The sequence below is a fragment of the Rhodococcus sp. C26F genome (genome assembly GCF_053345925.1).
This window is the reverse complement of the sequence record NZ_JBKFBA010000001.1, coordinates 631,153-655,402: the sequence shown is the minus strand read 5'-3', so window position 1 is coordinate 655,402 and position 24,250 is coordinate 631,153. Positions and strand designations below refer to the sequence as shown.

General features: G+C 68.2%; 21 protein-coding genes and 2 pseudogenes. 10 read left to right on the top strand and 13 right to left on the bottom strand.

Annotation, left to right across the window (positions count from 1 at the left end):
* Positions 1-107: 107 nt before the first annotated feature.
* A complete protein-coding gene (locus ACLBYD_RS03105) occupies positions 108-1,238 on the top strand; it encodes an AI-2E family transporter (RefSeq protein WP_447815338.1) in 1,131 nt (376 codons plus the stop codon).
* 72 nt (positions 1,239-1,310) lie between these two features.
* Here the strand turns inward: ACLBYD_RS03105 and ACLBYD_RS03100 are convergent, their stop codons facing one another.
* Both ACLBYD_RS03100 and ACLBYD_RS03095 read right to left on the bottom strand, forming a co-directional pair.
* Positions 1,311-1,958: a CoA transferase subunit B gene (locus tag ACLBYD_RS03100; RefSeq protein ID WP_059382709.1), complete on the bottom strand. Its 648-nt coding sequence runs from the start codon at positions 1,956-1,958 to the stop codon at positions 1,311-1,313.
* A complete protein-coding gene (locus ACLBYD_RS03095) occupies positions 1,955-2,701 on the bottom strand; it encodes a CoA transferase subunit A (protein WP_016695872.1) in 747 nt (248 codons plus the stop codon). Before ACLBYD_RS03095 ends, ACLBYD_RS03100 begins: the two co-directional genes overlap by 4 nt.
* A gap of 154 nt (positions 2,702-2,855) precedes the next feature.
* Between ACLBYD_RS03095 and pcaB the strand changes: the two genes are divergently transcribed.
* From pcaB to ACLBYD_RS03070, 5 genes are all read left to right on the top strand, one after another.
* Positions 2,856-4,205 carry a 3-carboxy-cis,cis-muconate cycloisomerase gene (gene pcaB, locus ACLBYD_RS03090; protein ID WP_447815337.1) on the top strand — a complete coding sequence of 450 codons (1,350 nt, stop codon included), beginning with the start codon at positions 2,856-2,858 and terminating at the stop codon, positions 4,203-4,205.
* Positions 4,202-5,374 carry a bifunctional 3-oxoadipate enol-lactonase/4-carboxymuconolactone decarboxylase PcaDC gene (gene pcaDC, locus ACLBYD_RS03085; protein WP_447815336.1) on the top strand — a complete coding sequence of 391 codons (1,173 nt, stop codon included), beginning with the start codon at positions 4,202-4,204 and terminating at the stop codon, positions 5,372-5,374. The genes pcaB and pcaDC overlap by 4 nt, the downstream gene beginning before the upstream one ends.
* Positions 5,371-6,192: an IclR family transcriptional regulator domain-containing protein gene (locus ACLBYD_RS03080; RefSeq protein WP_447815335.1), complete on the top strand. Its 822-nt coding sequence runs from the start codon at positions 5,371-5,373 to the stop codon at positions 6,190-6,192. The genes pcaDC and ACLBYD_RS03080 overlap by 4 nt, the downstream gene beginning before the upstream one ends.
* A 22-nt stretch (positions 6,193-6,214) precedes the next feature.
* Positions 6,215-7,426 carry an acetyl-CoA C-acetyltransferase gene (locus ACLBYD_RS03075; protein ID WP_447815334.1) on the top strand — a complete coding sequence of 404 codons (1,212 nt, stop codon included), beginning with the start codon at positions 6,215-6,217 and terminating at the stop codon, positions 7,424-7,426.
* A 99-nt stretch (positions 7,427-7,525) separates the two neighbouring features.
* Positions 7,526-7,960, top strand: a complete 435-nt coding sequence (locus tag ACLBYD_RS03070) for a DoxX family protein (RefSeq protein WP_174246971.1) — start codon at positions 7,526-7,528, stop codon at positions 7,958-7,960.
* A 33-nt stretch (positions 7,961-7,993) separates the two neighbouring features.
* On the opposite strand, the gene ACLBYD_RS03065 is transcribed toward ACLBYD_RS03070, so the two are convergent.
* The 8 genes and pseudogenes from ACLBYD_RS03065 to ACLBYD_RS03030 all read right to left on the bottom strand — a co-directional run bounded on the left by ACLBYD_RS03065 (position 7,994) and on the right by ACLBYD_RS03030 (position 15,777).
* Complete coding sequence (locus tag ACLBYD_RS03065; RefSeq protein WP_447815332.1) at positions 7,994-9,028, bottom strand: NADP-dependent oxidoreductase; 1,035 nt, start codon at positions 9,026-9,028, stop codon at positions 7,994-7,996.
* Positions 9,029-9,115: 87 nt separating this feature from the next.
* Positions 9,116-9,280 carry a hypothetical protein gene (locus ACLBYD_RS03060; protein ID WP_447815331.1) on the bottom strand — a complete coding sequence of 55 codons (165 nt, stop codon included), beginning with the start codon at positions 9,278-9,280 and terminating at the stop codon, positions 9,116-9,118.
* Positions 9,281-9,444: 164 nt separating this feature from the next.
* Positions 9,445-9,792, bottom strand: a complete 348-nt coding sequence (locus ACLBYD_RS03055; RefSeq protein WP_447815330.1) for a glycoside hydrolase family 2 protein — start codon at positions 9,790-9,792, stop codon at positions 9,445-9,447.
* A 74-nt stretch (positions 9,793-9,866) separates the two neighbouring features.
* A complete protein-coding gene (locus tag ACLBYD_RS03050) occupies positions 9,867-11,837 on the bottom strand; it encodes a glycosyl hydrolase 2 galactose-binding domain-containing protein (protein ID WP_447815329.1) in 1,971 nt (656 codons plus the stop codon).
* Positions 11,838-11,945: 108 nt separating this feature from the next.
* Positions 11,946-12,941 (bottom strand): DUF1839 family protein, encoded by a 996-nt coding sequence (locus ACLBYD_RS03045; protein WP_447815328.1) that lies wholly within the window; start codon positions 12,939-12,941, stop codon positions 11,946-11,948.
* Positions 12,938-13,894 carry an amino acid--[acyl-carrier-protein] ligase gene (locus ACLBYD_RS03040; RefSeq protein ID WP_447815327.1) on the bottom strand — a complete coding sequence of 319 codons (957 nt, stop codon included), beginning with the start codon at positions 13,892-13,894 and terminating at the stop codon, positions 12,938-12,940. The genes ACLBYD_RS03045 and ACLBYD_RS03040 overlap by 4 nt, the downstream gene beginning before the upstream one ends.
* A 4-nt stretch (positions 13,895-13,898) precedes the next feature.
* Positions 13,899-14,051 (bottom strand): annotated as a pseudogene (locus ACLBYD_RS03035) (acyl-CoA dehydrogenase family protein); the annotation flags it as partial.
* 352 nt (positions 14,052-14,403) lie between these two features.
* A complete protein-coding gene (locus tag ACLBYD_RS03030; protein ID WP_447815325.1) occupies positions 14,404-15,777 on the bottom strand; it encodes an NAD(P)/FAD-dependent oxidoreductase in 1,374 nt (457 codons plus the stop codon).
* 153 nt (positions 15,778-15,930) lie between these two features.
* Between ACLBYD_RS03030 and ACLBYD_RS03025 the strand changes: the two genes are divergently transcribed.
* Entirely contained in the window at positions 15,931-16,827 is an 897-nt protein-coding gene (locus tag ACLBYD_RS03025) for a LysR family transcriptional regulator (protein WP_423657909.1), read from the top strand.
* A 95-nt stretch (positions 16,828-16,922) separates the two neighbouring features.
* Here ACLBYD_RS03025 and ACLBYD_RS03020 read toward each other — a convergent pair whose 3' ends face one another.
* On the bottom strand, positions 16,923-17,510 hold the full coding sequence (locus ACLBYD_RS03020) for a PadR family transcriptional regulator (RefSeq protein WP_447815324.1): 588 nt from the start codon (positions 17,508-17,510) through the stop codon (positions 16,923-16,925).
* Between the two features lie 129 nt (positions 17,511-17,639).
* Here ACLBYD_RS03020 and ACLBYD_RS03015 point away from each other — a divergent pair, with 129 nt between their 5' ends.
* From ACLBYD_RS03015 to ACLBYD_RS03005, 3 genes are read left to right on the top strand one after another with little or no spacing between them, the layout of a single operon-like run.
* The gene (locus tag ACLBYD_RS03015; protein ID WP_064256510.1) at positions 17,640-18,755 is read left to right on the top strand and encodes an aromatic ring-hydroxylating dioxygenase subunit alpha; all 1,116 of its coding nucleotides are present in this window, start codon (positions 17,640-17,642) and stop codon (positions 18,753-18,755) included.
* 1 nt (position 18,756) lies between these two features.
* The gene (locus tag ACLBYD_RS03010) at positions 18,757-19,737 is read left to right on the top strand and encodes a PDR/VanB family oxidoreductase (protein ID WP_447815323.1); all 981 of its coding nucleotides are present in this window, start codon (positions 18,757-18,759) and stop codon (positions 19,735-19,737) included.
* Positions 19,738-19,770: 33 nt separating this feature from the next.
* Positions 19,771-21,120, top strand: a complete 1,350-nt coding sequence (locus ACLBYD_RS03005; protein ID WP_447815322.1) for an MFS transporter — start codon at positions 19,771-19,773, stop codon at positions 21,118-21,120.
* Between the two features lie 42 nt (positions 21,121-21,162).
* On the opposite strand, the pseudogene ACLBYD_RS03000 reads toward ACLBYD_RS03005, so the two are convergent.
* Positions 21,163-22,389: pseudogene (locus ACLBYD_RS03000) on the bottom strand (MFS transporter); the annotation flags it as partial.
* Positions 22,386-24,065, bottom strand: a complete 1,680-nt coding sequence (locus tag ACLBYD_RS02995) for an ABC-F family ATP-binding cassette domain-containing protein (protein ID WP_447815321.1) — start codon at positions 24,063-24,065, stop codon at positions 22,386-22,388. The gene ACLBYD_RS02995 and the pseudogene ACLBYD_RS03000, both read right to left, overlap by 4 nt.
* Between the last annotated feature and the right edge of the window lie 185 nt (positions 24,066-24,250).

The window sequence follows — 24,250 nt, the reverse complement described above, 5'->3', positions numbered from 1 at the left end:
AGTCCGGGCCGGTTCTTTTGTGTCTGCCGCTCCGTCCCGGTACCGCTCCCCCGACAGCGCTCACCGAGTACATTTCGCCACAGAGTCTCTGCAGAGCGGAGGGTGTGATGGCCAAGCGTGCAACCGTCGCCGATCGTCCACGAACTCCCCGCTGGCTCCGGCCGACGATCGTCGGTGTACTGCTGGCCGTCGCCTTCTATCAGATGTCGGGCTGGCTCTTCCACAACCTGAAGGGCTTCCTCGGCCTGTTGTTCCTGGCGTGGTTGTTCAGCATCACCATCGAACCGATCGTCGACCGCCTCGAGCGGTTCGGGATGCGTCGCGGCGCCGGGACCGGCCTCGTGTTGTTCTCCCTGATCCTGCTCACCATCGGGTTCTTCGCTGTGTTCGGCACGCTCCTGTTCGAGCAGATCGCCCAGTTGCTCACCACACTGCCGGACGCGCTCACGCGCCTCACCGACTGGGCGAACCGCACCTTCGACACGAACTTCAAGACCGGGGACGAGCTGTTCAAGATCACGCCCGACACGGTTCGTGATCTCGCGCAACGGTTCACACCCGGTGTCCTCGGCGTCCTCAGCACTCTGGTCGGTGCCCTGTTCCAGATCCTGACGATGCTGCTGTTCGTCTTCTACATGTCGGCCGAAGGGCCGAAGATGCGCCGGACGATCGCGAGCTGGTTCCCGGCCCGTCAGCAGCAGCTGATCGCGAACGTGTGGGAGACCTCGGTGGAGAAGGCCGGCGGCTACGTCGTCTCCCGGTTGATCCTCGCCGCCGCGGCCTCGATCTTCACCGGAATCTTCTTCCTGATCATCGGAGTTCCGTACTGGCTGCCCCTCGCGATCTGGACCGGGGTGGTCTCGCAGTTCATCCCGACCCTCGGCACCTATCTGGCGATCGGGCTCCCCGCGCTCATCGCCGCGGTGCAGCATCCGCTCGACGGCGTGTGGGTGATCGCCTTCGGCACGGTCTACCAGCAGGTCGAGAACTATGTGCTGCACCCGCGCATCACGGCCCGCACGGTGTCGATCCACCCGGCGGTGGCGTTCGGTTCGGTGATCGTCGGCGCCACGCTGTTCGGCCCGGTGGGGGCGCTGGTGTCCGTGCCGGTGGTGGCGATCCTGCAGGCGCTCGCCGAGTCGTTCGGGCACCGCTACGAACTGATCCCGGAGGTGGGCGGGGAGGAACCGGACCCCGACGCCCCGGAGCTCACGGCCGACAACGACGACTACGACTGAAAGACGGCTACGACCGAAAGACGGCTACGACCGAAAGACAAGGGGCNNNNGCCCGGCCCTGTCACTGTCGGATCAGACGATCAGCTTCGCCGCCGTCGCAGCGACGACGTCCTCGGTGGTCACACCGGGCGCCGTCTCGACGAGCTTCAGTCCCTCGTCGGTCACGTCGATGACCGCGAGGTCGGTGATGATGCGCTGCACGCATCCACGACCGGTGAGCGGCAGCGCGCACTCCTCGAGGATCTTCGGGTCACCCTTCTTGGTGACGTGATCCATCATCACGATGACGCGCTTGGCGCCGTGGACGAGGTCCATCGCGCCGCCCATGCCCTTGACCATCGCGCCGGGCACCATCCAGTTGGCGATGTCGCCCTTGGCGGAGACCTGCATCGCGCCGAGGACCGCGACGTCGATCTGGCCGCCACGGATCATGCCGAACGACTGCGCCGAGTCGAAGTACGACGCACCGGGGATCGCGGTGATCGTCTCCTTACCGGCGTTGATGAGCTCGGGGTCGAGTTCGTCCTCGGTCGGGTACGGGCCGACGCCGAGCACACCGTTCTCCGAGTGCAGGATGACCTCGACGCCGGGCTCGAGGTAGTTCGGCACGAGGGTAGGCATGCCGATTCCGAGGTTGACGTACTGGCCGTCCTCGAGTTCCTTGGCGACGCGTGCCGCCATCTCCTCGCGGGTCAGCCCCTTCTTCGTTGCCTGTGTCATGAGCGCACCGTCCGGTTCTCGATGCCGACCTCGACGGGGCCGACGTGTACGACACGCTGCACGTGGATGCCGGGCGTGTGGATTTCGTTGGGGTCGAGTTCGCCGGGTTCGACGAGGTGCTCGACCTGCGCGATCGTGATGCGACCCGAGGCGGCGGCCGGCGGGTTGAAGTTGCGGGCGCTCGCGCGGTAGACGAGGTTGCCGTGGCGGTCGCCCTTCCAGGCGTGCACGAGCGCGTAGTCGGCGACGATGCCGCGTTCGAGCACGTAGGTCTCGCCGTCGAACTCCCGGGTCTCCTTCGGCTGCGACGCGAGGGCGATGCCGCCGTGACCGTCGTAGCGCAGCGGGAGTCCGCCTTCCTCGACGGCCGTGCCGACGCCTGCCGGGGTGAAGAAGGCGGGGATACCCGCACCACCGGCGCGCAGGCGCTCGGCGAGCGTGCCCTGCGGAGTGAGCTCGACTTCGAGTTCACCGGCGAGGTACTGGCGCGCGAACTCCTTGTTGGAGCCGACGTACGACGAGATGGTGCGGCGGATGCGGCCCTTCTCGAGCAGCAGACCCAGCCCGAAGCCGTCGGTACCGCAGTTGTTGCTGACGGTCTCGAGGTCGGTGGCGCCCTGTTCGAGCAACGCGTTGATGAGGATCTCGGGGATGCCGACCAGGCCGAACCCTCCGACGGCGATCGTGACGCCGTCGGGGATGTCGGCTACGGCCTCGGCGGCGGAGGCAACGACTTTGTCCATGTGTGCCACGATACCCTCAGGTGTACGTCATGTGAACTCCCGTCCGCAATGCGAACAAATCCGCGTAGGATCGTTGCGAGCGCAGAACGGCCGCACTAGCCTGTTCGCATAGCGTCCATCCGTCCACATAGCGAACGTTTCGGATCGGAGGTCCGTGTCTCCCTCATCCCCTGACGCCGGATACCGGGGCCCGCTGTTCGATCCCGTCTTCGGCGCGGACGAACTCGGCGTCGCCCTGTCGGATCGCGCGTGGATCGGTGCCCTGCTCGACGTGGAAGTCGCGCTGACCCGCGCGGCCGCCGCACTCGGCCGCGTCGAGAACACCCACGCCGACGCCGTCGCGACAGCCGCGGCTTCCCTCGTCGAGGAACTCGATCCCGCCGACCTCGGTCGACGGTCCGCGGCGGGCGGCAACGCCGTCATCCCCCTGGTCTCCCTGCTACGCGAGCGCGCCGACGCCCCTGCGCGCGCCGTGCACGTCGGCGCGACCAGCCAGGACGTGCTCGACACCGCGCTGATGCTGCTCGCCCGCCGCGCAGGAGGGATCGCCCTGGCGAACCTGCGCTCCGCAGCCGACGGCGCAGCCCGTCTCGCTGCCACCCATCGCGAGACGCCGATGGTCGCGCGCACGCTGGGCCAGCAGGCTCTGCCCACCACCTTCGGCGCACTCGCGGCCGGCTGGCTCCTGTCCCTCGACGACGCCGTCACCGAACTCGACCGCGTCCTGAGCGCCGTGCCCGCCCAGTACGGCGGAGCCGCCGGCACGCTCGCCGCCGTCCATCCCGACGGCTTCGCGTTCGCCGACACCGTCGCCGACCTGCTCGGACTCGCGCGTCCCGTCGCCCCGTGGCATACCGCCCGCACCCCTATCACGACCCTCGCGGGCGCACTCGGTGTCGCCGCAGGTGCGGTCGCGAAGCCCGCCACCGACGTCGTACTCATGGCGAGCACCGAGTTCGGTGAGGTGAGGGAGGATGCGCCCGGCGGGTCGTCGGCCATGCCGCACAAGCGCAATCCCGTCGCGGCGATCACCGCTCGTGCTGCCGCCCGGCGCGTTCCCGGTCTCGTCTCGACGATCCTGTCGTCGACCGACCACGAGTTCCAGCGCGCCGCCGGCGCCTGGCACGCCGAATGGGAGACGCTCGCCGACATCCTGCGCCTCACCGGCGGTGCCGCGCACCAGCTCTCGACGAGCCTGAACGGCCTGCACGTCCACACCGACGCGCTCGACCGCAATCTCGCGCTCACCGGAGGGGCGATCCTCGCCGAGAAGGTCACGGCCGCACTCGCCGAACACACCGACGACGCACGCTCGATCGTCACCGATGCGGCGGTCGCCGGCAGGTCGCTCGACGAGGATCCCGCCATCACCGCACATCTCGACCCGCAGGACGTGCGCGAACTTCTGGATCCCACGCGCTATCTCGGCCATGCCGCCGACATCGTCGACCGCGTTCTCGCCCGTCACGACAGCACGAACCGAACCACAGGAGATGCCCGATGACCGTCACGCTCAACTACGAACAGTACGGCGACCCCACGAAGCCGACCGTCCTGTTCCTCGGTTCGCTCGGTTCGGACCTGTCGATGTGGGCACCGCAGATCCATGCCCTGGCGACCGACTGGAACGTCGTCGCGGCCGACCATCGTGGGCACGGTGCATCGCCCGCGCCGTCCGGGCCCTACACGATCGGGGAACTCGCCGGCGACGTCGTCGCACTGCTCGACTCGCTCGGACTCGACGCCGTGCACTACGTCGGCCTGTCGCTCGGCGGTGCCGTCGGACAGTGGCTCGCGGCGCACCACCCCGAGCGCGTGCGCACGCTGACGTTGCTGTGCACCTCACCGGCCTTCCAGCCCGCCCAGCCCTGGTACGACCGGGCCGCATCGGTCCGCAGCGACGGGCTCGCCTCGATCGCCGATTCGATCGTCTCGCGGTGGTTCACTCCCGAACTGGCCGAACACGATCCGGAGCTCGTCGCCCGCCACGTCGAGATGGTGAAGGGCACCACCGACGAGGGTTACGCCGCGTGCTGCGAGGCACTGGCGACCTGGGACGGCCGTCCCGACCTGGCCCGGATCGTCGCGCCCACGCTGGTGATCGCCGGTGAGCAGGATCCGGCCACCCCGCCGTCGACGATGCAGCAGCTCGCCGACGGGATCGCCGACTCGGCCTTCCACGTCCTCTCCCCCGGCGCACACCTCGCCAACGTGGAGCAGGCGGGACGGGTCACGAAGCTGATCCGCGAACACATCTCGTCGCGTGCCACGCCGTCCGCCGCACACCGCACCGCGGTGTTCGAGGAGGGCCTGCGGGTGCGTCGATCCGTCCTCGGTGACGCACACGTCGACCGGTCCATCGAGTCGGCCACCGAATTCACCCGGCCGTTCCAGGATTTCATCACCCGCACCGCATGGGGCGATATCTGGGCGCGCCCGGGTCTGGACCACCGCACCCGCCGGCTGCTGACCCTCGCGATCCTCACCGCGGTCGGCAACGAGCACGAACTCGACATGCACATCCGTGCCGCCCTGCGCGCTGGGATCGACCCCGACGACCTTGTCGAGGTCTTCCTGCACACCGCGGTCTACGCGGGTGTCCCCAACAGCAACCGGGCGTTCGCGCTCGGCAAGCAGGCACTCGCCGACACCGAGGGAGGTGCGGGCTCGTGAGCACTCCCGACGTCACCGCACCCGAGGTCGCTCGCGAAAACCCCGGAGCGTCAACCGACTACGTGCAGTCGCTGGCGCGTGGCCTGTCGGTCATCAAGGCCTTCGGCGCGCACGCCCAGCGGCAGTCGCTCTCCGACGTCGCCCGCGCGACCGGCCTCACCCGCGCCACCGCGCGCCGATTCCTGTTGACGCTCATCGAACTCGGTTACGTCCGCACCGACGGATCCCAGTTCTGGCTCACCCCACGGGTGCTCGAACTCGGTTACAGCTACCTGTCGGCGCTGACGCTACCCGAGGTCGCCCGGCCGCATCTCGAGGCGCTCGCCGAGAAGGTCAAGGAATCGACCTCGGTGTCGGTGCTCGACGGCACCGACGTCGTCTACGTCGCGCGAGTTCCCGTCAGCCGCATCATGACCGTCACCATCACCCTCGGTACCCGCTTCCCTGCCTACGCGACCTCGATGGGACGCGTGTTGCTCGCCGGCCTGAACGACGACGAACTCGACGCCTACCTCGCGCGCGCCGAGTTCGCCCCCATCACCGGCAACACCGTCACCACCGCCGAGGAACTGCGCGTCGAGATCGCCACGGTTCGACGCAACGGATATTGCGTCGTCGACCAGGAACTCGAGGAGGGCCTGCGCTCGCTCGCCGCACCCATCCGCGACGCGTCGGGAACCGTTGTGGCGTCGGTGAACCTGTCGACCCACGCGGCCCGCTACCGGATGGAGACCGTGCACGACGAGCTCGTCCCGGCACTGCTCGCCACCGCCGGTGCGATCTCCACGGATCTCGCCCGCACCCAGACCCACCAGTGAACAACCCCGATCGAGGTACATCATGACCGACGTAGTGATCTGCGAACCCCTGCGCACCCCGGTGGGCAGGTTCGGCGGTGTCCTGAAGGACATCGCACCCGAGGATCTCGCGGCCACCGTCATCCGCGAACTCGTCGCCCGCACCGGCATCACCGGTTCCGACATCGACGACGTCTTCCTCGGCCAGGCCTCCCCCAACGGTGAGGCCCCCGCCCTCGGCCGCGTCGCCGCCCTCAACGCCGGTCTCGGCGTGGACGTTCCGGGCCTGCAGGTCGACCGCCGCTGCGGCTCGGGTCTGCAGGCGATCGTGCAGGCCGTCATGCAGGTGCAGACCGGCGCCAGCGACCTGATCCTCGCCGGCGGTGCCGAGTCGATGAGCCAGGCCGAGTTCTACGCCACCGGTATGCGCTGGGGCGTCAAGGGTGAAGCCGTCGCCCTGTCCGATCGTCTCGCCCGTGCCCGCGTCACCGCCGGTGGTCGCGACTTCCCCGTGCCCGGCGGCATGATCGAGACCGCCGAGAACCTGCGCGCCGAGTTCTCCATCAGCCGTGAGGACCAGGACGCCCTGGCCGTGCAGTCGCACCAGCGGGCCGTCGCCGCGCAGAAGAACGGCGTGTTCGCGCAGGAGATCGTTCCCGTCACCGTGCCGCAGCGCAAGGGTGATCCGCTCGTCGTCGACACCGACGAACACCCCCGCGCCGATACTTCGATGGAGACGCTCGCCAAGCTGCGCCCGATCCGCGGCAAGGTCGATCCCGACTCGACCGTCACCGCCGGCAACGCCAGCGGCCAGAACGACGGTGCCGCCCTCGCGATCGTCACGACCGCCGAGAAGGCGGCGAGGCTCGGTCTGCGTCCGCTCGCTCGTCTCGCCAGCTGGGCGGTGGCCGGTGTGCCGCCGCGCACCATGGGCATCGGCCCGGTCCCCGCCAGCGAGAAGGCCCTCGGCCGACTCGGACTGACGCTCGCCGACATGGACGTCATCGAACTCAACGAGGCGTTCGCCGCGCAGGCCCTCGCGGTCACCCGCTCGTGGGGCATCGAGGCCGACGACCCGCGCCTGAATCCCAACGGCTCCGGCATCTCGCTCGGACACCCGGTCGGCGCGACCGGCGGACGCATCCTCGCCACCCTGCTGCGCGAACTCGACCGCCGGGAGGGTCGCTACGGACTCGAGACGATGTGCATCGGCGGCGGCCAGGGGCTCGCCGCTGTATTCGAGCGCATCGCATGACGGCGACCGACGCCGTTCGAACGCATCGTCTGATGTGACCTACGGTGCTCGCGACGCGATCCCCGTCGCGAGCACCGTACAGTCCGTACGCTCGTGATCATGAGCGATGTACAGATAACTCCACCCACCGAAGCCCCTGCTCCGCCTACGACACGAGCCCGGACCCTCGCGCGTTATCTGCTGGCCGCCTCACTCGTCTTCGCCGGGCTGAGCCATCTCTTCTGGGCCCGTAAGGACTTCCAGGCCCAGGTGCCCGACTGGGTGCCGATGGACAAGGACGGCGTGGTCATGGCATCCGGCGGTGTCGAGATCATGCTCGGCGCCGGACTCGCCGTGGCGAACCGCGACCGCGTCCGTGTCGGCCGTCTGGCCGCACTGTTCTTCGCCGCCGTCTTCCCGGGCAACATCGCCCAGTATCTCGGCAAGCGCAGCGCCTTCGGTCTCGACACCGACCGTAAGCGCCTGATCCGCTTGTTCTTCCAGCCCGTGCTCATCCTGTGGGCCTTGTGGTCCACCGGAATCCCCCGACGCTGACGCGGCCGGCGCCGGAGGGCGGACCGGTGTCCGTCACTCCGGCGCGACCCGCACGAGCATCTTTCCGAAGTTCTTTCCTTCGAGCATGCCGATGAACGCCTCCGGGGCGTTCTCGAGTCCGTCGACGATGTCCTCGCGGTACGCGAGCTTTCCGTCGCGGACCCATGCCGAGGCCTCACGCAGGAAGTCGCCGTACATCTCCTTCACGAACTCGCTCTGGATGAAGCCGCGGATCGTGAGGCTCTTGGTGAGAATCGAATTGAACAGTCCAGGAAGGCGGTCCTTGCGGTTCAGATCCGCACCGTTGTACTGCGCGACCAGACCGCACACCGGGATTCGCGCATAGGTGTTGAGCAAAGGCCACACCGCTTCCTGCACGGGGCCGCCGACGTTCTCGAAGTACACGTCGATGCCGTCGGGCACGGCCTCCGCCAGCTTGTCGGCGAAGTTCGGGTCGCGGTGGTCGATCGCCGCGTCGAAACCGAACTCCTCGATCAGTGCGCGGCACTTCTCCGGTCCGCCGGCGATACCGACCGCGCGGGCGCCCTTCAGCTTCGCGATCTGCCCGACGGCCGATCCCACCGGCCCGGTGGCGGCAGCGACGACGACGGTCTCGCCCTCCTTCGGCTGTCCGATCTTCAGGAGCCCGGAATAGGCTGTGAAGCCGGGCATTCCGAGCACGCCCACCGCGGTGGAGATCGGTGCGGCCTGCGGATCGAGCTTGCGGACGGTGGAACCGTCGAGGACGGCGTGCGACTGCCAGCCGGCTCCGGCCAGCACGTAGTCGCCCGGCTCGAGACCCTCGTACCGCGATTCGACGACCTGGCCCACCGTTCCGGCGACCATCACGTCCCCGAGTTCGACGTGCGCGGCATACGACTTCGCGGTGCTCATCCGACCGCGCATGTACGGGTCGAGGGACAGGTAGACGACGCGCAGGAGGATCTGGCCGTCGCCGACCTCCGGCAGATCCACCGTCTCGAATCGGAAGTTGTCGGCGGTGGGCGCCCCCTCCGGGCGCGATGCGAGAACGATGCGGGTGCTCTGACTCGTCGTGGCTTCACTCATGCCGACAGTGTGCCGCGCGCGCAGGTGTCCTAAACGCTGCACGCGGGCACCCCGACAGGCACGATGTCGGGCCGGAGACGCTCCCGATCAGGCGCTGCGCTGTGTCTGTCCGCGAGGCACCTGGTAGTTCGAGAACAGCTGCGAGTGGATGACCTCGGTGAAGGACGGTCCGTCCTGCTCGACCCGGGCAGGACGGCGAGTGGACGAAGCGGTGCGCGAGGCACCCATCTGCGACGTGGAGCGGATCGCCATGTCGATCTCCTCTCGGAAGGCGGGGAGAGGTGGCCACCGGCACCGTACAGAAGGTGCAAATCGGGTGAGCGACCCCTTGGGAGATACATATACCCCGTCGATGCCCGATATGCACCTGTCGATTTCGGCGCGCCGCACACCGGCCAGCCGGGAGTCCCGGGAAGCTACCCGTCGACCTCGCGGACGTCGGAGGCGGGAAGCACCCGGATGGGCGCGCTCGTGGCCGAGTTCGATGCCCCCACCCGACCGCTCAACGTCGCGGCCGGATCACAGGCCCGCACGGCGAGCGTGCGAGAACCTCCGGGAGGCAGATGGAACCAGGAATCCTGCAGGTCACCGCCGGTGACGTCGAAGTGCACGTACTGCGCCGCACCCTCGGTTCGCACCTCCACGCTCCACCCGCCCGGGACGGGTCGAGCGGTCGCCGCGAGACCGATTCCGCGCTCGACGGGCCGTGCCGGACCGCCCACGAAATGCACCGACTCCGCCAGCACCGCACCGGTGGAATCCACCAGCCGAGCGGTCGCCGTGTCGAAAGTGCGCGGCCCGAATCGATACGCAAAATTGACATCGGTGAAACCGCCCGTCACCGATGCCCACGAGAACACCCGGGTCTCGTGCGGGTCGAGACGTAGCGGCACGGACACGTCCACCGGTACCGCACCCGAGGGGGTGTGGGCCTGCAACTGCAGCGTGACGTCGAGAACATCGGCGGTGTCGTTGATCGCGTCCACACGCAGGCCGTCGAGGCGGTCGTCGGTGAGAGGACGGTGACGGGCGCGAACACCCGTGCCAGCACCCACCACGGAGCCTTCGGGTTCCCGTCGGCGTCGAATACGCCCCATCCGGCGCCCGGCTGCAGGTCGCGGGCGGACAGGACCAGGGCACCGCGACATCCTGATCCGGACCGTCGCCAGTACTGCAGCACCTCGGTGAACGCTTCACAGATCGCCGCCCGCCCGAGCGCGAGATACCGCGCGGGGTCGGCCCACCGCACCTCGGCGGGGTCGACCCCGAAGATCGTGCGCACATAGTGGTCTCGTACGTCCTCGAAGTCCCACGACGCGCCGTTGTCGCGCGGCACAGCCGCCTTCCACCGCGGATGGTGACCGGCAACATTCACACTGCCGAACTCGGCCTCGATCGCCGTGTCGGAGGGCGGAATCGAGAACGCAAGGCATTCGGCGGCGAAGCGCACGCCGGCAGCACGCACGTCGCCGAGAGGACGACGGTAACCCCCGATACCGAAGTAGTGCGCCACACCCGAACCCACCGCGATCGGCAGTGCGTCGCTACCCGGGGGTGCGGACGGCGACGACGACACCCACACCGTGCCCGGTAGCTCGCGGTCGACGATCGCGGGCAACCAGTCGTCGAGCGCCGGGATGGATGCCTCCGTCAGGCCGAGCATGGCCGGTTGCTGCTCGGTCTCGCTGCCCCCGCACATCACGACGGGTGCCGGGTTCCCGCCCCATCGTCGCGCCAGCGCACGGACCTCGGCCTCGAGCAGCGAGCGGAAGTGCGGGTCGTCGGGTGGGTCGGTGGTGGCGAGCATGACGTCCTGCCACACCATGATGCCCAGTTCGGCACACGCCGAGTAGAACTCGTCGTCCTCGTAGACCATCGTGCCGGGGATGCGGATCGTGTCCACGCCCGCCGACACGCAGCGTTCGAGGATGCGCCGGGTTCCGGCCGGGTCGTTCAATGCGATCGGGTCGGTCGGTGTCCACACCAGTCCGCGGCAGAAGACGTCGACGTCGTGGATCCGCAGGCCGAATCCGTCGCCCGAAATCTGCTCCACCGATCGGAAACCGATGGTGCCCAGCTTTATCCGATGCTTGTCCAAGAGGATGTGTGCCGCATACAGGTTCGGGTCGCCGTAGGTGTGCGGCCACCACCGCTTCACCTCGGGGAGCGTCACCTGCATCCGCACGCGCGCTGTCCCGTCGGGTCCGTATTCGGGGCGGGCGTGCGCCGTCGCCCCGCCGATCTCCACAGCGACCTCGGAGACGGCAGCGCCGGCCAACACGAGGTCGACATCGACGATCCCGTCGGATCCGCGCACACTCGTTCGTATCCCGCGTTCCAGCACAACGGGTGCACCGGAATCGACGAGACGCACGGGACGCCACGGTCCGACCGGTGCCGGAGTTCCCACGTAGACCGGGGCACGCCCGAGCATCGTGGTGCGAAACCACCGCAATCCCTGAGCCGACACGAGCGACGAGCGCCACCGTCCGCGCGGCCGACGCTTGCGGAGTGCAGCCTCGAGCGAAGCACACCGGATCGCGATCCGCGTCGTCGACGGCAGGTGGTCGAGGACGACGGTCAGCGGCACGAACATCGATTCCGACGTCGCGACGCATGTGCCGTCTACCCACACCTCCGCGAGGGTCGCGGGCCCGTCGAAGGTCAGATGCCACGGTCCGTCGCCGGACACCTCGACGTCGGTGACGAACCACCAGTCGTCGCTGTCGGGTGACGACGCCCGGGCCGCCACGACTCCGTCGGTCTCCCGAATCGCGCCGGCCGCCGTCCCGGGTATACGGACCGGCAACCAACAACCCTCCTGCGGAAGGTCACCGGGATGCTCGACCGCCCCGGGAGCGACACGGAGACAACGCCATCGCGCATCGTGCAGGAGATCCATGTGCGTCGAACCCCGTCACCGCACCCCGGCGGCGCGGACGACGATCGCCATGGCGTCCTCCCAGGCATCGGCCATCACGGTCAGCTGGTCGCCGGGGTCGCCGGGGTCGACGCTGCGGCCGCGTGCCGCACGCGCCATCCGGAACTGCACACTCTTCGCGCCCTCGGCGACTGCACGGAAGCCGTCGGCTGCGGCAGCCGCACCGGGATATCCGCGACCGTCCATGTAGACGCTCACGTCCGCGGCGAGTTCGGCGGTGGCACCGCACTGGCGGAGCACCCCGAACGTCCACGGATGGAAGACGTCCATCCCACCGGTGCGGATCGGGTCGATGTCGGTGAGCACCCGCTTGCCGAGTTCGCGCACCGGATTCGAGCCGGCGCGCATGCGCAGGTGCCGGAGCACCACCGAGTCGAAGGCATCGCACTGTGGCTGTGCCGTATCGAGACCGCACTGCGGTTGCGCCGCGTCGAGGCGCACCTGTTCGAGGTAGGGAGGCCAGGTGGGCACCGGCTCGTCGAGGCCGAGCACTCCGCGGAAGTCCTCACCGGTGAGGACGTGATAGCCGCTGTTGTGGAAGTACTCGAGCGTCTCGGTGTCGCGGTCGATGACGTTGGGCACGATCGTCGTCTTCGAACGACTCTCCCGGTATCCGGTGCCCTCGGTGTCGGGCAGCCAGAAGGCGTCCACCTCGATCGTCGACAACAGACCGGCGGCGGCGTTGTCCTCGAGGTGATCCACCGGGCGGCGCCAGACGTTCATCTCCGCGACGTCGATCCCGTACAGGGCCAACAGATCCTCGGGACGGAACTTGAGGAAGGTCCACTGTGCGCCGTCGAACCGGGCCGAGAACGCGCACGCGGCCGCAGGGACCGGATCGTGACCGAGCGAATGCAGCACCTCGACCCACAGGTCGACATAGCAGTTGGTCTCGGTCCAGATCCGGTCGGCAGCGTGCACGAAGTGCGGTGAGTACCCGTCGACGCGGACGTCGATGAGCCGATCGCTCACGGGAACATCCTGTCGTGTACCGCAGCGGGCCAGCGGTCGACGTCGAGTCCGTGGGTCCGCAACAGCGCCAGGGCAATCCGCTCCATGCCGAATCCGACACACGCGCTGTGCGCGACTTCGCCGTCGGCGGTGCGGATCTCGAAAGTCTCGCCGAAGTGCTCGCGGTGGCAATTGCACGAGACCACGGCGGTGCCGTCGTCGAGGTCGCCGTAGAGCCGGACGGTCAGCTCGGTCTTGAGGTTCTCGGTGCGCTGGTTGACGGCGAGCATGCGTCCGGCCCGTCCGAAGAAGGGGTCGTTGGCGGGCACGGCGGTCGCGTCGAGACCGAGCGAGTCGAGCACCTCGAATCCACGCTGCACCCAGGAATCACGATGCTGCGCAGCGTCGTTCTCGGTGCCGATACGCACGAACTCGTGCATCCGGAAGGCCTGCATGCGGGCGGGGTCGACGGCCGGTTCGTGCCGGAAGCAGTAGCCGAGGACGTCGAGCAGTTCGCCGTCCTCGCGCAGGGTGCCGGTGTACCGCGAATAGGCGGGATGGCATGCGGCGGAGACGAGCACAGTGTCGGCGGGTTCGAGCCACGGATCCCACGCCTCGCCCCGCGACCGCGCGGCGAGCAGTTCGGCGTGCTCGGCGTTGCTGCCCGCGAAGGTGTTCACCGCTCCGGTCAGGTGCGGGAACGAGGCAATGTAGTCGGTGCGCTCGAAGCTCGTCCGCGGGAAGACCGGAGGGAAGCGCAGACGCGTCGCGGCCCGGCCCGGACCCGCCGCGACGACCACGCGGTCGATGCCGTCGACGATGTCCTCGAAGACACCCGACCGTCCGTAGAGGCCCGGAACACCGGTCTCCACAAGCAGTTCGGCCTCGAGCAACTGCTGCTGGAAGTCGAGGCGGGCGCGCTCGAGCTCGGACAGCTCGTCGGTTGCGATGCTGGTAATGGCTGTACTTGTCACAGCGTCCCCGGTAGGCGATCGACAACTGGGCCGAGTTGTTCATGATGCGGTCGTTGTTGACCATCACGGCGGCACCGTGCGCGTCGCGCAGGTGGCGGCCGAGCGAGTACTGCGAATCCTCGCGGTATCCGGCGATCCCGCAGATGAGCATCGCGCGCGGAGTGAACACGCGCTGCAGGTAGCGGTCGCCGAACCGGTCGATGCTCGACGCGATGTCGCGGACGGTGACGACATCGCAGCCGACGCGTGTCGTCGCGACGGGGGGGCCGCTGCCATCGTTCATGGGTCACTCCTCGGGATGCGCTGCACACGCTAGCCGCAGGTCGGCGGATCTACACCACTCGAACGGCTCTGGCTCGCGGGACATCCCGGAAATCACCCCGACTTTCACCCGCCGGTAGCGGCAGTTCGCGCGGTGAACCGGGGCTCGCTACCGCAACACGCCGCGTCGATCCCGGTTCNCGACGAAAGGCCCCGACCGGGTGGTCGAGGCCTTTCGGGGTCTGGAGTTATGCGGACGTCCGCACGGGTTCCTTGTCGCTCTCCGGCTCGTCCTTCGCTGCCGGCTCCTTCTTCTCCGCGGCGGGCACCGGGACGGTGTCCTGCGCGTAGTAGAAGTGCGGGCGACGGTGTCCGAGGAAGGAACCGCACCAGGACATGACCGCGATGTACCGGTTGCGGAAGCCCACCAGGTAGACGAGGTGGACGGCGAGCCACAGCACCCACGCGATGAAACCGGTGAGCTCGATCTTCCCGACCCGCGTGATGGCGCGGAACCGGTTGATGATCGCCATGCTGCCCTTGTCCTTGTACTGGAACGGGGTGCCCAGCGCGACCTTGCCGGTGATCATCTTCGCGACGTGGCGGCCACCCTGCATCGCGAACGGCGACTGCGCCGGCAGGTTGTCGAGGGTGACCATGTCGCCGATGGCGAAGATGTTGTCGCTGCGGCCGACGGTGAAGTCGGGGTCGACGAGCAGGCGTCCGCCGCGGACCGTCTCGCAGCCGGTGCGCTCGGCGAGCACGTCGGCGAAGTCGTTGGCCTGGATGCCGGCCGACCAGATGATGGTCTCCGCGGTGAGGCGGCGGGTCTGCTCGGTCGTGGGCGTGGTGAGCGTGGCACCGTGCTCGTCGATATCGGTGACCATCGTCCCGAGGACGACGTCGACGCCGCTCTTCTCGAGCGACTCCTCGGAGTACTCGCTGAGCTTGCCACCGAACGGGGGCAGCACCTTGTCGGCGCCCTCGACGAGCGTGACGGTGACGTCGTCGGCGCGGATGTTGCCGATGTTCTCGGCAAAGTAGCGCTGCGCGAGTTCCTTGATCTGTCCCGCGAGCTCGACGCCCGTCGGGCCGGCACCCACGACGATGAAGCTGAGAAGATTCTTCCGACGCTCCGCATCGGTGGTGACGTGTGCTTCCTCGAAGCACCGCACGATCTGGCGACGCAGCTTCTCGGCGTCCTCGACCGTCTTCAGCGCGTACGTCAGGTCGGCGAACTCGTCGCGTCCGAAGTACGCCTGGCGCGCGCCGGTCGCGGCGACGAGGTACTTGAAGCCGAGGCGGAGACGCTGACCGCCGGCCTCGTAGACGACCGTGTTCTCCTCGGGGAGCACGTCGACGACGCGACCCAGGCGGACGTCGGCGTTGGGGTACTCGGCCAGGATCGCACGCACGGAGGGGGCGATCTCACCGGGCGAGAGGACACCGGTCGCAACCTGGTAGAGCAGAGGCTGGAAAAGATGCTCGGTGGTCTCCGAGATGAGAACGAAGGGCGTGCCGGCCTTGGCGAGCTTCTTGGCGGTGGCCAATGCTCCGAAGCCGGAACCCACGATGACTACATCTGTCCGATCGACCAGGGTCGCTGTGTCCGCATCGTCCATGCTGTCGTAAACCTCCACGTACTTGTCATCTCCGTTGATGTATGACTCCCAAGGTAGGTACGAAGGACCCTTGTTATCCACTAACCTGGGATATTCGAAAAACTGTTATCTGTTTCGCTCATAAATTCGGATGGCACGTTCCCGGGAGGAGCCATGGATTTCCGTCAGTTGCGCTACTTCTTCGCCGTCGGCGAGGAGGGCAGCTTCTCCCGTGCTGCCCAGCGCTGCTTCATCTCGCAGTCGGCGATCAGCCATCAGATCGCGAAGCTCGAGCACGAACTGGGCACCACCCTGTTCGACCGCACCACCCGTTCGGTCAAGCTCACCTCGGCCGGCCGACGCCTGATGCCGATCGCCGCCGAGGTGCTCAGTCTCGAAGCGAAGGCCCTGGAAGTGGGCCACGAACCGCGGGAGAGCATCCGCATCACGGCGAACATGAGCTTCGCGTCGCAGAGCCTCGACGCCATCTCCAGCGTCCGCGAACGTCACCCCAAGATCGACGTGGAGTTCGTCATCAAGGACTTCACCGACCGCGTCAACGCCGTCGCGTCCGGGGATGCCGATCTCGCGCTCATCCGCGGCGACGTCGACCGCCCGGGGCTCGAGGCGATCCGTCTCGGCATCGAAGAGCTCGTCATCGTCACGTCGAGCGAGCACCCGCTGTCGGCGTTCTCCACCGTCGATCTCGGCGACCTCGCCCACTACCCGCTGCTGCTGCCGCCGCGCGGCAACCAGGTGTTGTTGCACCGCGTGGTCGAGGATGCCTTCGTCGAGGTCGGTCGTCGCGTGCGCCTCGGGCCTCCGATCGCGAGCGACCACACCGCGACTCTCGAGGTGCTCACCAACCCGAGGGCGTGGACCGTGCTCTATGCCGGTACCGCAGCCGACACACCTCGCAAGGGGCTGAAGTTCATGCGCGAGATCCACCACCGGCTGCAGGTTCCGGTGTGCGGGGTGGTGCGGAGCAACGCGACGCCCAATCCCGAACTCGAGTTCCTCATGCGGGCGCTCGCCCATTCGATCGTGCCGCCGACGGACAGCACGCCGTGATCCGATCGCAGACCTCGGAGCGCGAAACGGTCATCGGTGCGTGCAATTCCGCGCTCCGCTGACCAGTTCGCGCGTCGCTGCGGTCCCGGGGCGCCTCAGTTGCGCGGCGACAGCTTGTCGAGGAGTTCGAGGCCCTGACGTGCCCACGCGATCTCGGCCTCGCCCCGGCCGATGAGACCGTCGTACGCGAACGCCTTGAACGCGATGATCCGCTCGTGGTCCTCGGCCGGATACTTCTGCACGCGTCGCGCGATGGTCGCGTTGCTGAGGTCGAGGATCGCATCGCGCACCGTGGTCCACTGGGCGATCTGTTCGGTGTAGTGATCGATGTGCCGTTCCAGGCACTCGCGAGCGCTGTCCGGGTCGGTCCATTCGAAGTAGGCCGCGCGCATGTGGGCGGCGTCGCGCACCGGGGCGTAGTCCAGCGGGGTGGACATCCATTCGCGGAAGGCCCGGATGCCCTCCCCGGTGATCGAGTACCGGGTCTTGGTGCTGTTGGGACCCCAGCGCACCTGTTCGCCCTCGACGAGGCCCTCGCGCTCCATCCGGCGTAGTTCGGGGTAGATCTGCGAGTCGGGCGCATGCCAGACGTGCCCGACCGACCCACCGAACCGTTTCGCCGCGTCGTAGCCGGTCAGAGGCTCGGCGGTGAGCAACGCGAGCAGCGCGTATCGCAGGCTCATGGACCACCACCTTTCCTCGGGCGAGTATTCCACCCTTGCGAATAACTATATCGATAGATAGTGTGTGCTCCAGCTCACCGACTATCTATGTAGATAGTTATTTCACCCTCAGTGTTCGGAGGATCCGACATGACCGATCTCGGCCCCACCGGGGCGACCGCGAAGAACATGGCCTACCCGCTCGACGCCTGGTACGTCGTCGCCTGGGATCACGAGGTGGGTCGCCGCGAGATCCTCGCCCGCACCATCGCCGGCAAGCCGATGGCCCTCTACCGCACCGAGGAGGGCCGTCCCGTCGCCCTCGCCGACGCCTGCTGGCACCGCCTCGCGCCGCTGTCGATGGGCAAGCTCATCGGTAGCGAGGGCATCCAGTGCCCCTACCACGGTCTTCAGTACAACTCCGCAGGTCGCTGCACACACATGCCCGCCCAGCAGACGATCAACCCGTCCGCGATGGTGGCGTCCTATCCCGTCGTCGAGCGGCACCGCTTCGTGTGGGTCTGGCCGGGTGACCCGACGCAGGCCGATCCCGATCTCATCCCGGACATGTTCCAGATGGACTCCCCCGACTGGGCGGGCGACGGACGCACGATCGACGTGCAGGCCAACTACCAGCTCGTCCTCGACAACCTCATGGACCTCACCCACGAGGAGTTCGTGCACTCGTCGTCCATCGGCCAGGACGAACTGAGCGAGTCCGACTTCGTCGTCACCCACGACGACCGCACCGTCACGGTCACCCGCTGGATGCACGACATCGACGCACCGCCGTTCTGGCTCAAGAACATGCGCGACAAGTTCCCCGGCTTCGAGGGCAAGGTCGACCGCTGGCAGATCATCGAGTTCCAGGCACCGTCCACGATCCGCATCGACGTCGGTGTGGCCAAGGCCGGCACCGGTGCTCCCGAGGGCGACCGCAGCCAGGGCGTCAACGGCTTCGTCATGAACACCATCTCCCCCGTCGACGAGAGCACCGCCCTCTACTTCTGGGCGTTCATGCGCAACTACCGCCTCGACAGCCAGCTCATCACCACGCAGCTGCGCGACGGCGTGCACGGCGTGTTCGGTGAGGACGAGGCGATGCTCACCGCGCAGCAGAAGGCCATCGAGGCGAACCCGGATCACGAGTTCTACAACCTCAACATCGACGCCGGCGGCATGTGGGTGCGACGCCTGATCCAGCGCATGGTCGAAGCGGAGCGGAACCTCACCTCGGCCACCGCCGTTCCCGAGGGAGCCCACTGACATGAGCAACAACCAGATCCGTTGGCAGCGGGCCCGAGTCGTGAGTGTCGAGCGGGCCGCCGATTCGATCGCCGAGATCACCCTCGCCGCCGACACCGCCCACCGCGTCGAACCAGGCGCCCACATCGACGTGCGTCTCCCCTCTGGCGACACGCGTTCGTACTCCCTCGCGGCGGGTGGTCCGGACGGTCGCCTCACACTCGGCGTCCACCGCTCCCCCACCTCGCGCGGCGGCTCCGAGTACATGCACTCGCTGCGTCCCGGCGACGAACTCGAGATCACCGAGCCGCTCCAGAACTTCCCGCTGCGGGTCGGCGCACCGCGCTACGTCCTGCTCGCCGGCGGCATCGGCATCACCGCCGTCCGCGCGATGGGAGCCGTGCTCCGCCGCCTCGGTGCCGACTACCGCTTCGTGTACGTCGGTCGCAGCCGTTCCGCGATGGCCTTCCTGCCCGAACTCGAAGCCCTCCACAGCGACCGTCTCGACATCCACATCGACGACGAGGGAACAGGATTGGACGTCGCCGCGCTCGTCGACGGCGTCGATCACACCACCGAGCTGTACATGTGCGGTCCGATCCGCCTGATGGACGCCGTGCGGCGCCGGTGGCACGACCGCGACCTGCCGATGCCGAACCTCCGCTACGAGACCTTCGGCAACAGTGGATGGTTCGACGCCGAGGAGTTCACGGTCACCGTGCCCGAACTCGACGTCACCACCACCGTCGGTTCCGACGAATCGATGCTCGACGCCCTCCGGCGTGTCGGCGTCGACATGATGTTCGACTGCCGCAAGGGCGAATGCGGCCTGTGCGAGGTCTCCGTCGCCTCGCTCGACGGTCGCGTCGACCACCGCGATGTCTTCTTCAGCGAGGAGCAGAAGCGCTCCTCGCGTCGGATGTGCGCCTGCGTGTCACGCGTGGTGCGCGATTCGGCATCGCCCCGATCGACGACGGGTGTCGTCACGCTCGACCTTCCCTGACCACCGCGCATTTTCACACCACGAGGAAACACGATGGATCTTCGCGCACGCATCGACGCCTCGCCGATGCATCCCTACCAATGGATGGTCGTCGCCCTGTGCGTCGTGCTGAACATCCTCGACGGATTCGACGTCATGGCCCTGGCGTTCACCGCCAAGAGCATCGGCAGCGACTTCGGCCTCGGCGGATCGGAACTCGGCGTGCTGCTCAGCGCGGGTCTGATCGGCATGGCCGTCGGCGCTCTCGCTCTCGCCCCGATGGCCGACCGGATCGGCCGACGGCCCCTGATCCTGATGTCGGTCGCACTCGCCACCGCCGGCATGGGCCTGTCCGCGAGCGCCGGATCGGCGTGGGAACTCGGCATCTGGCGGGTCATCACCGGACTCGGTATCGGCGGCGTCCTCGCCTGCACCACCGTCATCGCTAGCGAATACTCGTCGGCCCGCTGGCGTGGTCTGGCGATCAGCATCTACACCGCCGGATACGGTGTGGGTGCCACGATCGGCGGTATGGCCGCCGTCGGTCTGCAGAGCGAATACGGTTGGCGTGCAGTCTTCGTCACCGGCGCCGTCCTCACCGGCCTGGCACTCGCCCTCCTCGTCGTCCTGCTGCCCGAATCCCTGGACTTCCTCACCAGCCGGGGACGCACAGGCGATCTCGACCGGATCAACACCATCGCGCGACGCATCGGCCAGAGCCCCGTCCCGGCGCTCGCCCGTTCCGCCGACAAGGTGGCACCGCGGGCAGGACGGATCTCGGATCTGTTCTCCGGTAGCAACACCCGCTCGACAGTCCTGCTCTGGGCGGCCTTCTTCGCCACCATGTTCGGCTTCTATTTCGTCAACTCGTGGACGCCGTCGCTGCTGGAGACCGCCGGTCTCACGAAGGACCAGAGCGCCACGGCGGGCATGATGCTCACCCTCGGCGGCACCGTCGGTTCGGTGCTCTTCGGAGTGTTCGCCAGCCGCTGGGCCACCCGATCGGTCCTGCTCACCTTCACCATCGCCGCCGCCGCGACCATGACCGTCTTCATCATGTCGATCTCGACCCTGACGCTGGCGTTCGCGCTCGGCATCCTGATCGGCGGTCTCATCAACGGGTGCATCGCCGGTCTGTACACCCTCGCGCCGTCCCTCTACGGACCGCAGGTGCGGGCCACCGGCGTCGGTTCTGCCATCGGCATCGGCCGAGCAGGCGCCATCCTCGCACCGACCGCGGCCGGTGTGCTCCTCGACACGGGATGGACGCCCGAACAGCTCTACTTCGGAGTGGCCGGCGTAGTCGTGCTCGCCGCGGTGGCACTGTTCGCACTGCGCCCGGCACGCTCGGCGGACGCCTCGTCCGAGCCGGTGCCTGCCGTCTCCACCGACTCGGCACGCTGAGCCGGTTCCACCACGATGTCGACGCGCTCGTTGCCGGTGTNCGTCCGCGAACATCCGGCCGGCGACGAGCGCGATCAGCATCAGCACCAGCGGTGCCACGCCGGCCACCGTGAACAACACCCACCGCGGCACCACCGTGGACAGCGGTCCCGTCACCGCGATCGACACCGGCATGAGGGCGAGCGAGACGAAGAAGTCCAGGCTCGCCACCCGGCCGATCATGCCGAGCGGCACGCGCCTCTGCAGCAGGGTCCCCCACAGGACCATGCCCGCGGCGTCGGCGAATCCGATGACGAACGTCGCGACGATCATGACCGTGAACGACGTCGTGAAGGCGAAGACGGCCAGCGGCAGAGTCCCTACACCCCAGCACATCAGCATGACGGTCAGGTAGCGACGCGGCAGAGGTCGCGACGACACCGCCAACGAGCCCAGGGCTCCGCCCACACCGAACGCCGCGAGGATCGTGCCGAACCGCTGCTCCCCGTTGTCGAACAACTCGCGGGTGATGAACGGCAGCAACACCTCGACCGGCCCCATGACGACGAAGGTCATGACACACGCGGCGATCAGGGTCCACAGCAGCCACGGTGTGGTGATCGTGAAGGAGATACCTTCCTTCAGATCGGCGAGCACACTCGTCTTCTCGTGCGACTCGGTCTCTTCCGTCGGTTCCCGGGGGACGCGCACGCACAACAAAAGGACGAGCGCACATGCGTGGAAGGCGGCGACGACGAACGCGCCCGTCGCGGGGATGAACGCCCCGACCACCATTCCGGCCACGGCCGGTCCGGCGCCCTGCTGGAGGGTCGGTCGCAGCGCGCCCTCCATCCCGTTCGCGGCTAGGAGTTCCTCCGCGGGTAACACGTTCGGCACCAGCGCGGTGTAGGTGGGGAAGAAGAACGCCGTACCCGCACCCAGCACCGCCGACGCAACCGCCATGTGCCACAGCGCGATCGCGTCGAAGAGCGCCAGCGCGGTCACGAGAGAAACGGTTACGAGGTTCACCGCTTGTACCGCGACCAGCACGGCCCGTTTCGGTAACCGGTCGGCCGCGATCCCGCCCACGAGCGCGAACGCGAGCAGTCCGGCGCTCAGGCACGCCGCGACCATCGACAGGGCGGTCGGGGTGTCGCGGATGGCGATCACCTGGAAGACCATGACGACCGTCCACATCCCGGCCGCGAACAACTCCGCCGCGACGGCGCCGATCAGCAGGCGGTAGTCGCGGTGCCGCAGGGGTGCCAGTGCACGCACCCGGGCGTTCATGTCTTCGGTCCTTTCCGGGTGCATTCCTTCGGGGCGAGCCCCAGCGCCAGATGCGGCCAGTGGGCGATGTCGCGTCGCATCTGCCGGTCGTGGGTGGCCACCGCGACCGCGGCGTCGGTCGCCCCCAGGGCGTCGGTCAGTTCGTCCACCAACGTGATCGACAGGTGGTTGGTGGGCTCGTCGAGCAGCAGCACGTGCGGTCGCGCGGCGAGAACCATCGCCAGGTCGAGGCGTCGTTGCTGGCCCATCGACAGGTCGCGGACCCGCTTGCCGAGGTCGCGTTCGGTGAACAGTCCGAGTTCGTCGAGATCGACGGCTCCCTGGTCGGGGACGAGGCCGGCGACGATCAGTTCGCCGACATGCGCGTCGTAGACCTGCTGCACCTGCGCGGCCGACGGTGCCGGCGACTCCTGGGCGAGCCGGCCGATCCGTACGACGGGATCGCTCTCGCGGGTTCCCGCCGTCGGTTCGACCTCGCCGGCCAGGACCGCGAGCAGCGTCGACTTGCCGGCGCCGTTGGGTCCGGTGATGACGAGCCGCGAACCGGCGAGGACGGCCAGATTGACCGGACGGTCGAGTCGGCCGCGCACCATGACGTCCTCGACGCGCACCAAGGGTGTGTCCGGGTCGATCCCGTCGGCCTCCGCGCCGAGCGCCGGCATGGAGAACTGCAGCGGCGGTACCGGTACCGCCACGGCGTGGTCATCCAGCGCTTCCTGACGGCGGTGCACCGACTGCACGAGCGCCGGCGCACGGGTGGCACGCTGGTGCTTGCCGGTGCCCTTCTCCGGCCGCCAGCCGGTGACGAGCCGATCCTGCGCGGACTCGAGGTCCGATTCCAACCGGGCCCGCTCGGCCTGCTCGCGGGCGTATTCGCTCACCCAACGGGCATATTCGGCCTCGCGTCCCGTCCGGAATCCGGCGTATCCCCCGCCGTACAGGCGCGGACGACCGTCACGGCTCGGGTTCAGGTCGAGGATCGACGTGGCGACGTCGGTCAGCAGGGCGCGGTCGTGGCTGACGAGGACCACGCCGCTGCGGGTCTGCTGCAGGCGTTCGGTGAGATAGTCGAGTCCCGACGCGTCGAGATGGTTGGTCGGCTCGTCGAGCAGCAGGAAATCGTGTTCGGCGCCGAGCAGTGCGGCCAGGCGCACGCGGTAGCGCTGCCCGACCGACATCTCCGCCAGCGGTCGCGAACGGTCGGTGACGGCGCCGAGCGCTTCGAGGGCGGTGTCGACGCGACGGTCGGCGTCCCACGCGTCGAGTTGCTCGGCGATCTCGAGGGCGTCGGCGTACGCGTCGGCGGCTCCCGGACGCTCGTCGGCGAGCGCTGCGGTGCTCTCGTCGAGCGCACGCAGAGCGGCGCGGACGTGCGCCAGCTCGATGTCGACGAGATCGCCGACGGTGCGCCCCTGCGCGACGGTCATTTCCTGCTCGGCGATGCCGAACGAGCCGAACCGACGCACGGTCCCCGAGTCCGGTTCGAGGCGACCGGCGAGGACGTGCAGCAGCGTGGATTTGCCGCGACCGTTCTCTCCGACGACGCCGAGCCGGGACCCCGGCGTGACCGCGAGGTCGACGCCGCGCAGGACGGGATGGCCGTCCCGGGCGAGGTGGACGTCGACGGCGCCGAGTTGGGCGCGGGAGCGCCGGGGCAGGGTGATGCTGATGGTCATGTGGTTTCCTCCGAGCGGAGGCGCACTCGTCCCCGGATCACGGGTGGGAGGATGCGCTCGCTGACGAACGGCCGGACACTCGGCCGTATTCGGGTACGGCTCGAACCGCGACCTCGGAGTACGTCCCGAGTCGCGGAGGGGGTGTCGTCAGTGGAAGTAGAGCGCCTGGATCATGATCTCCAGGG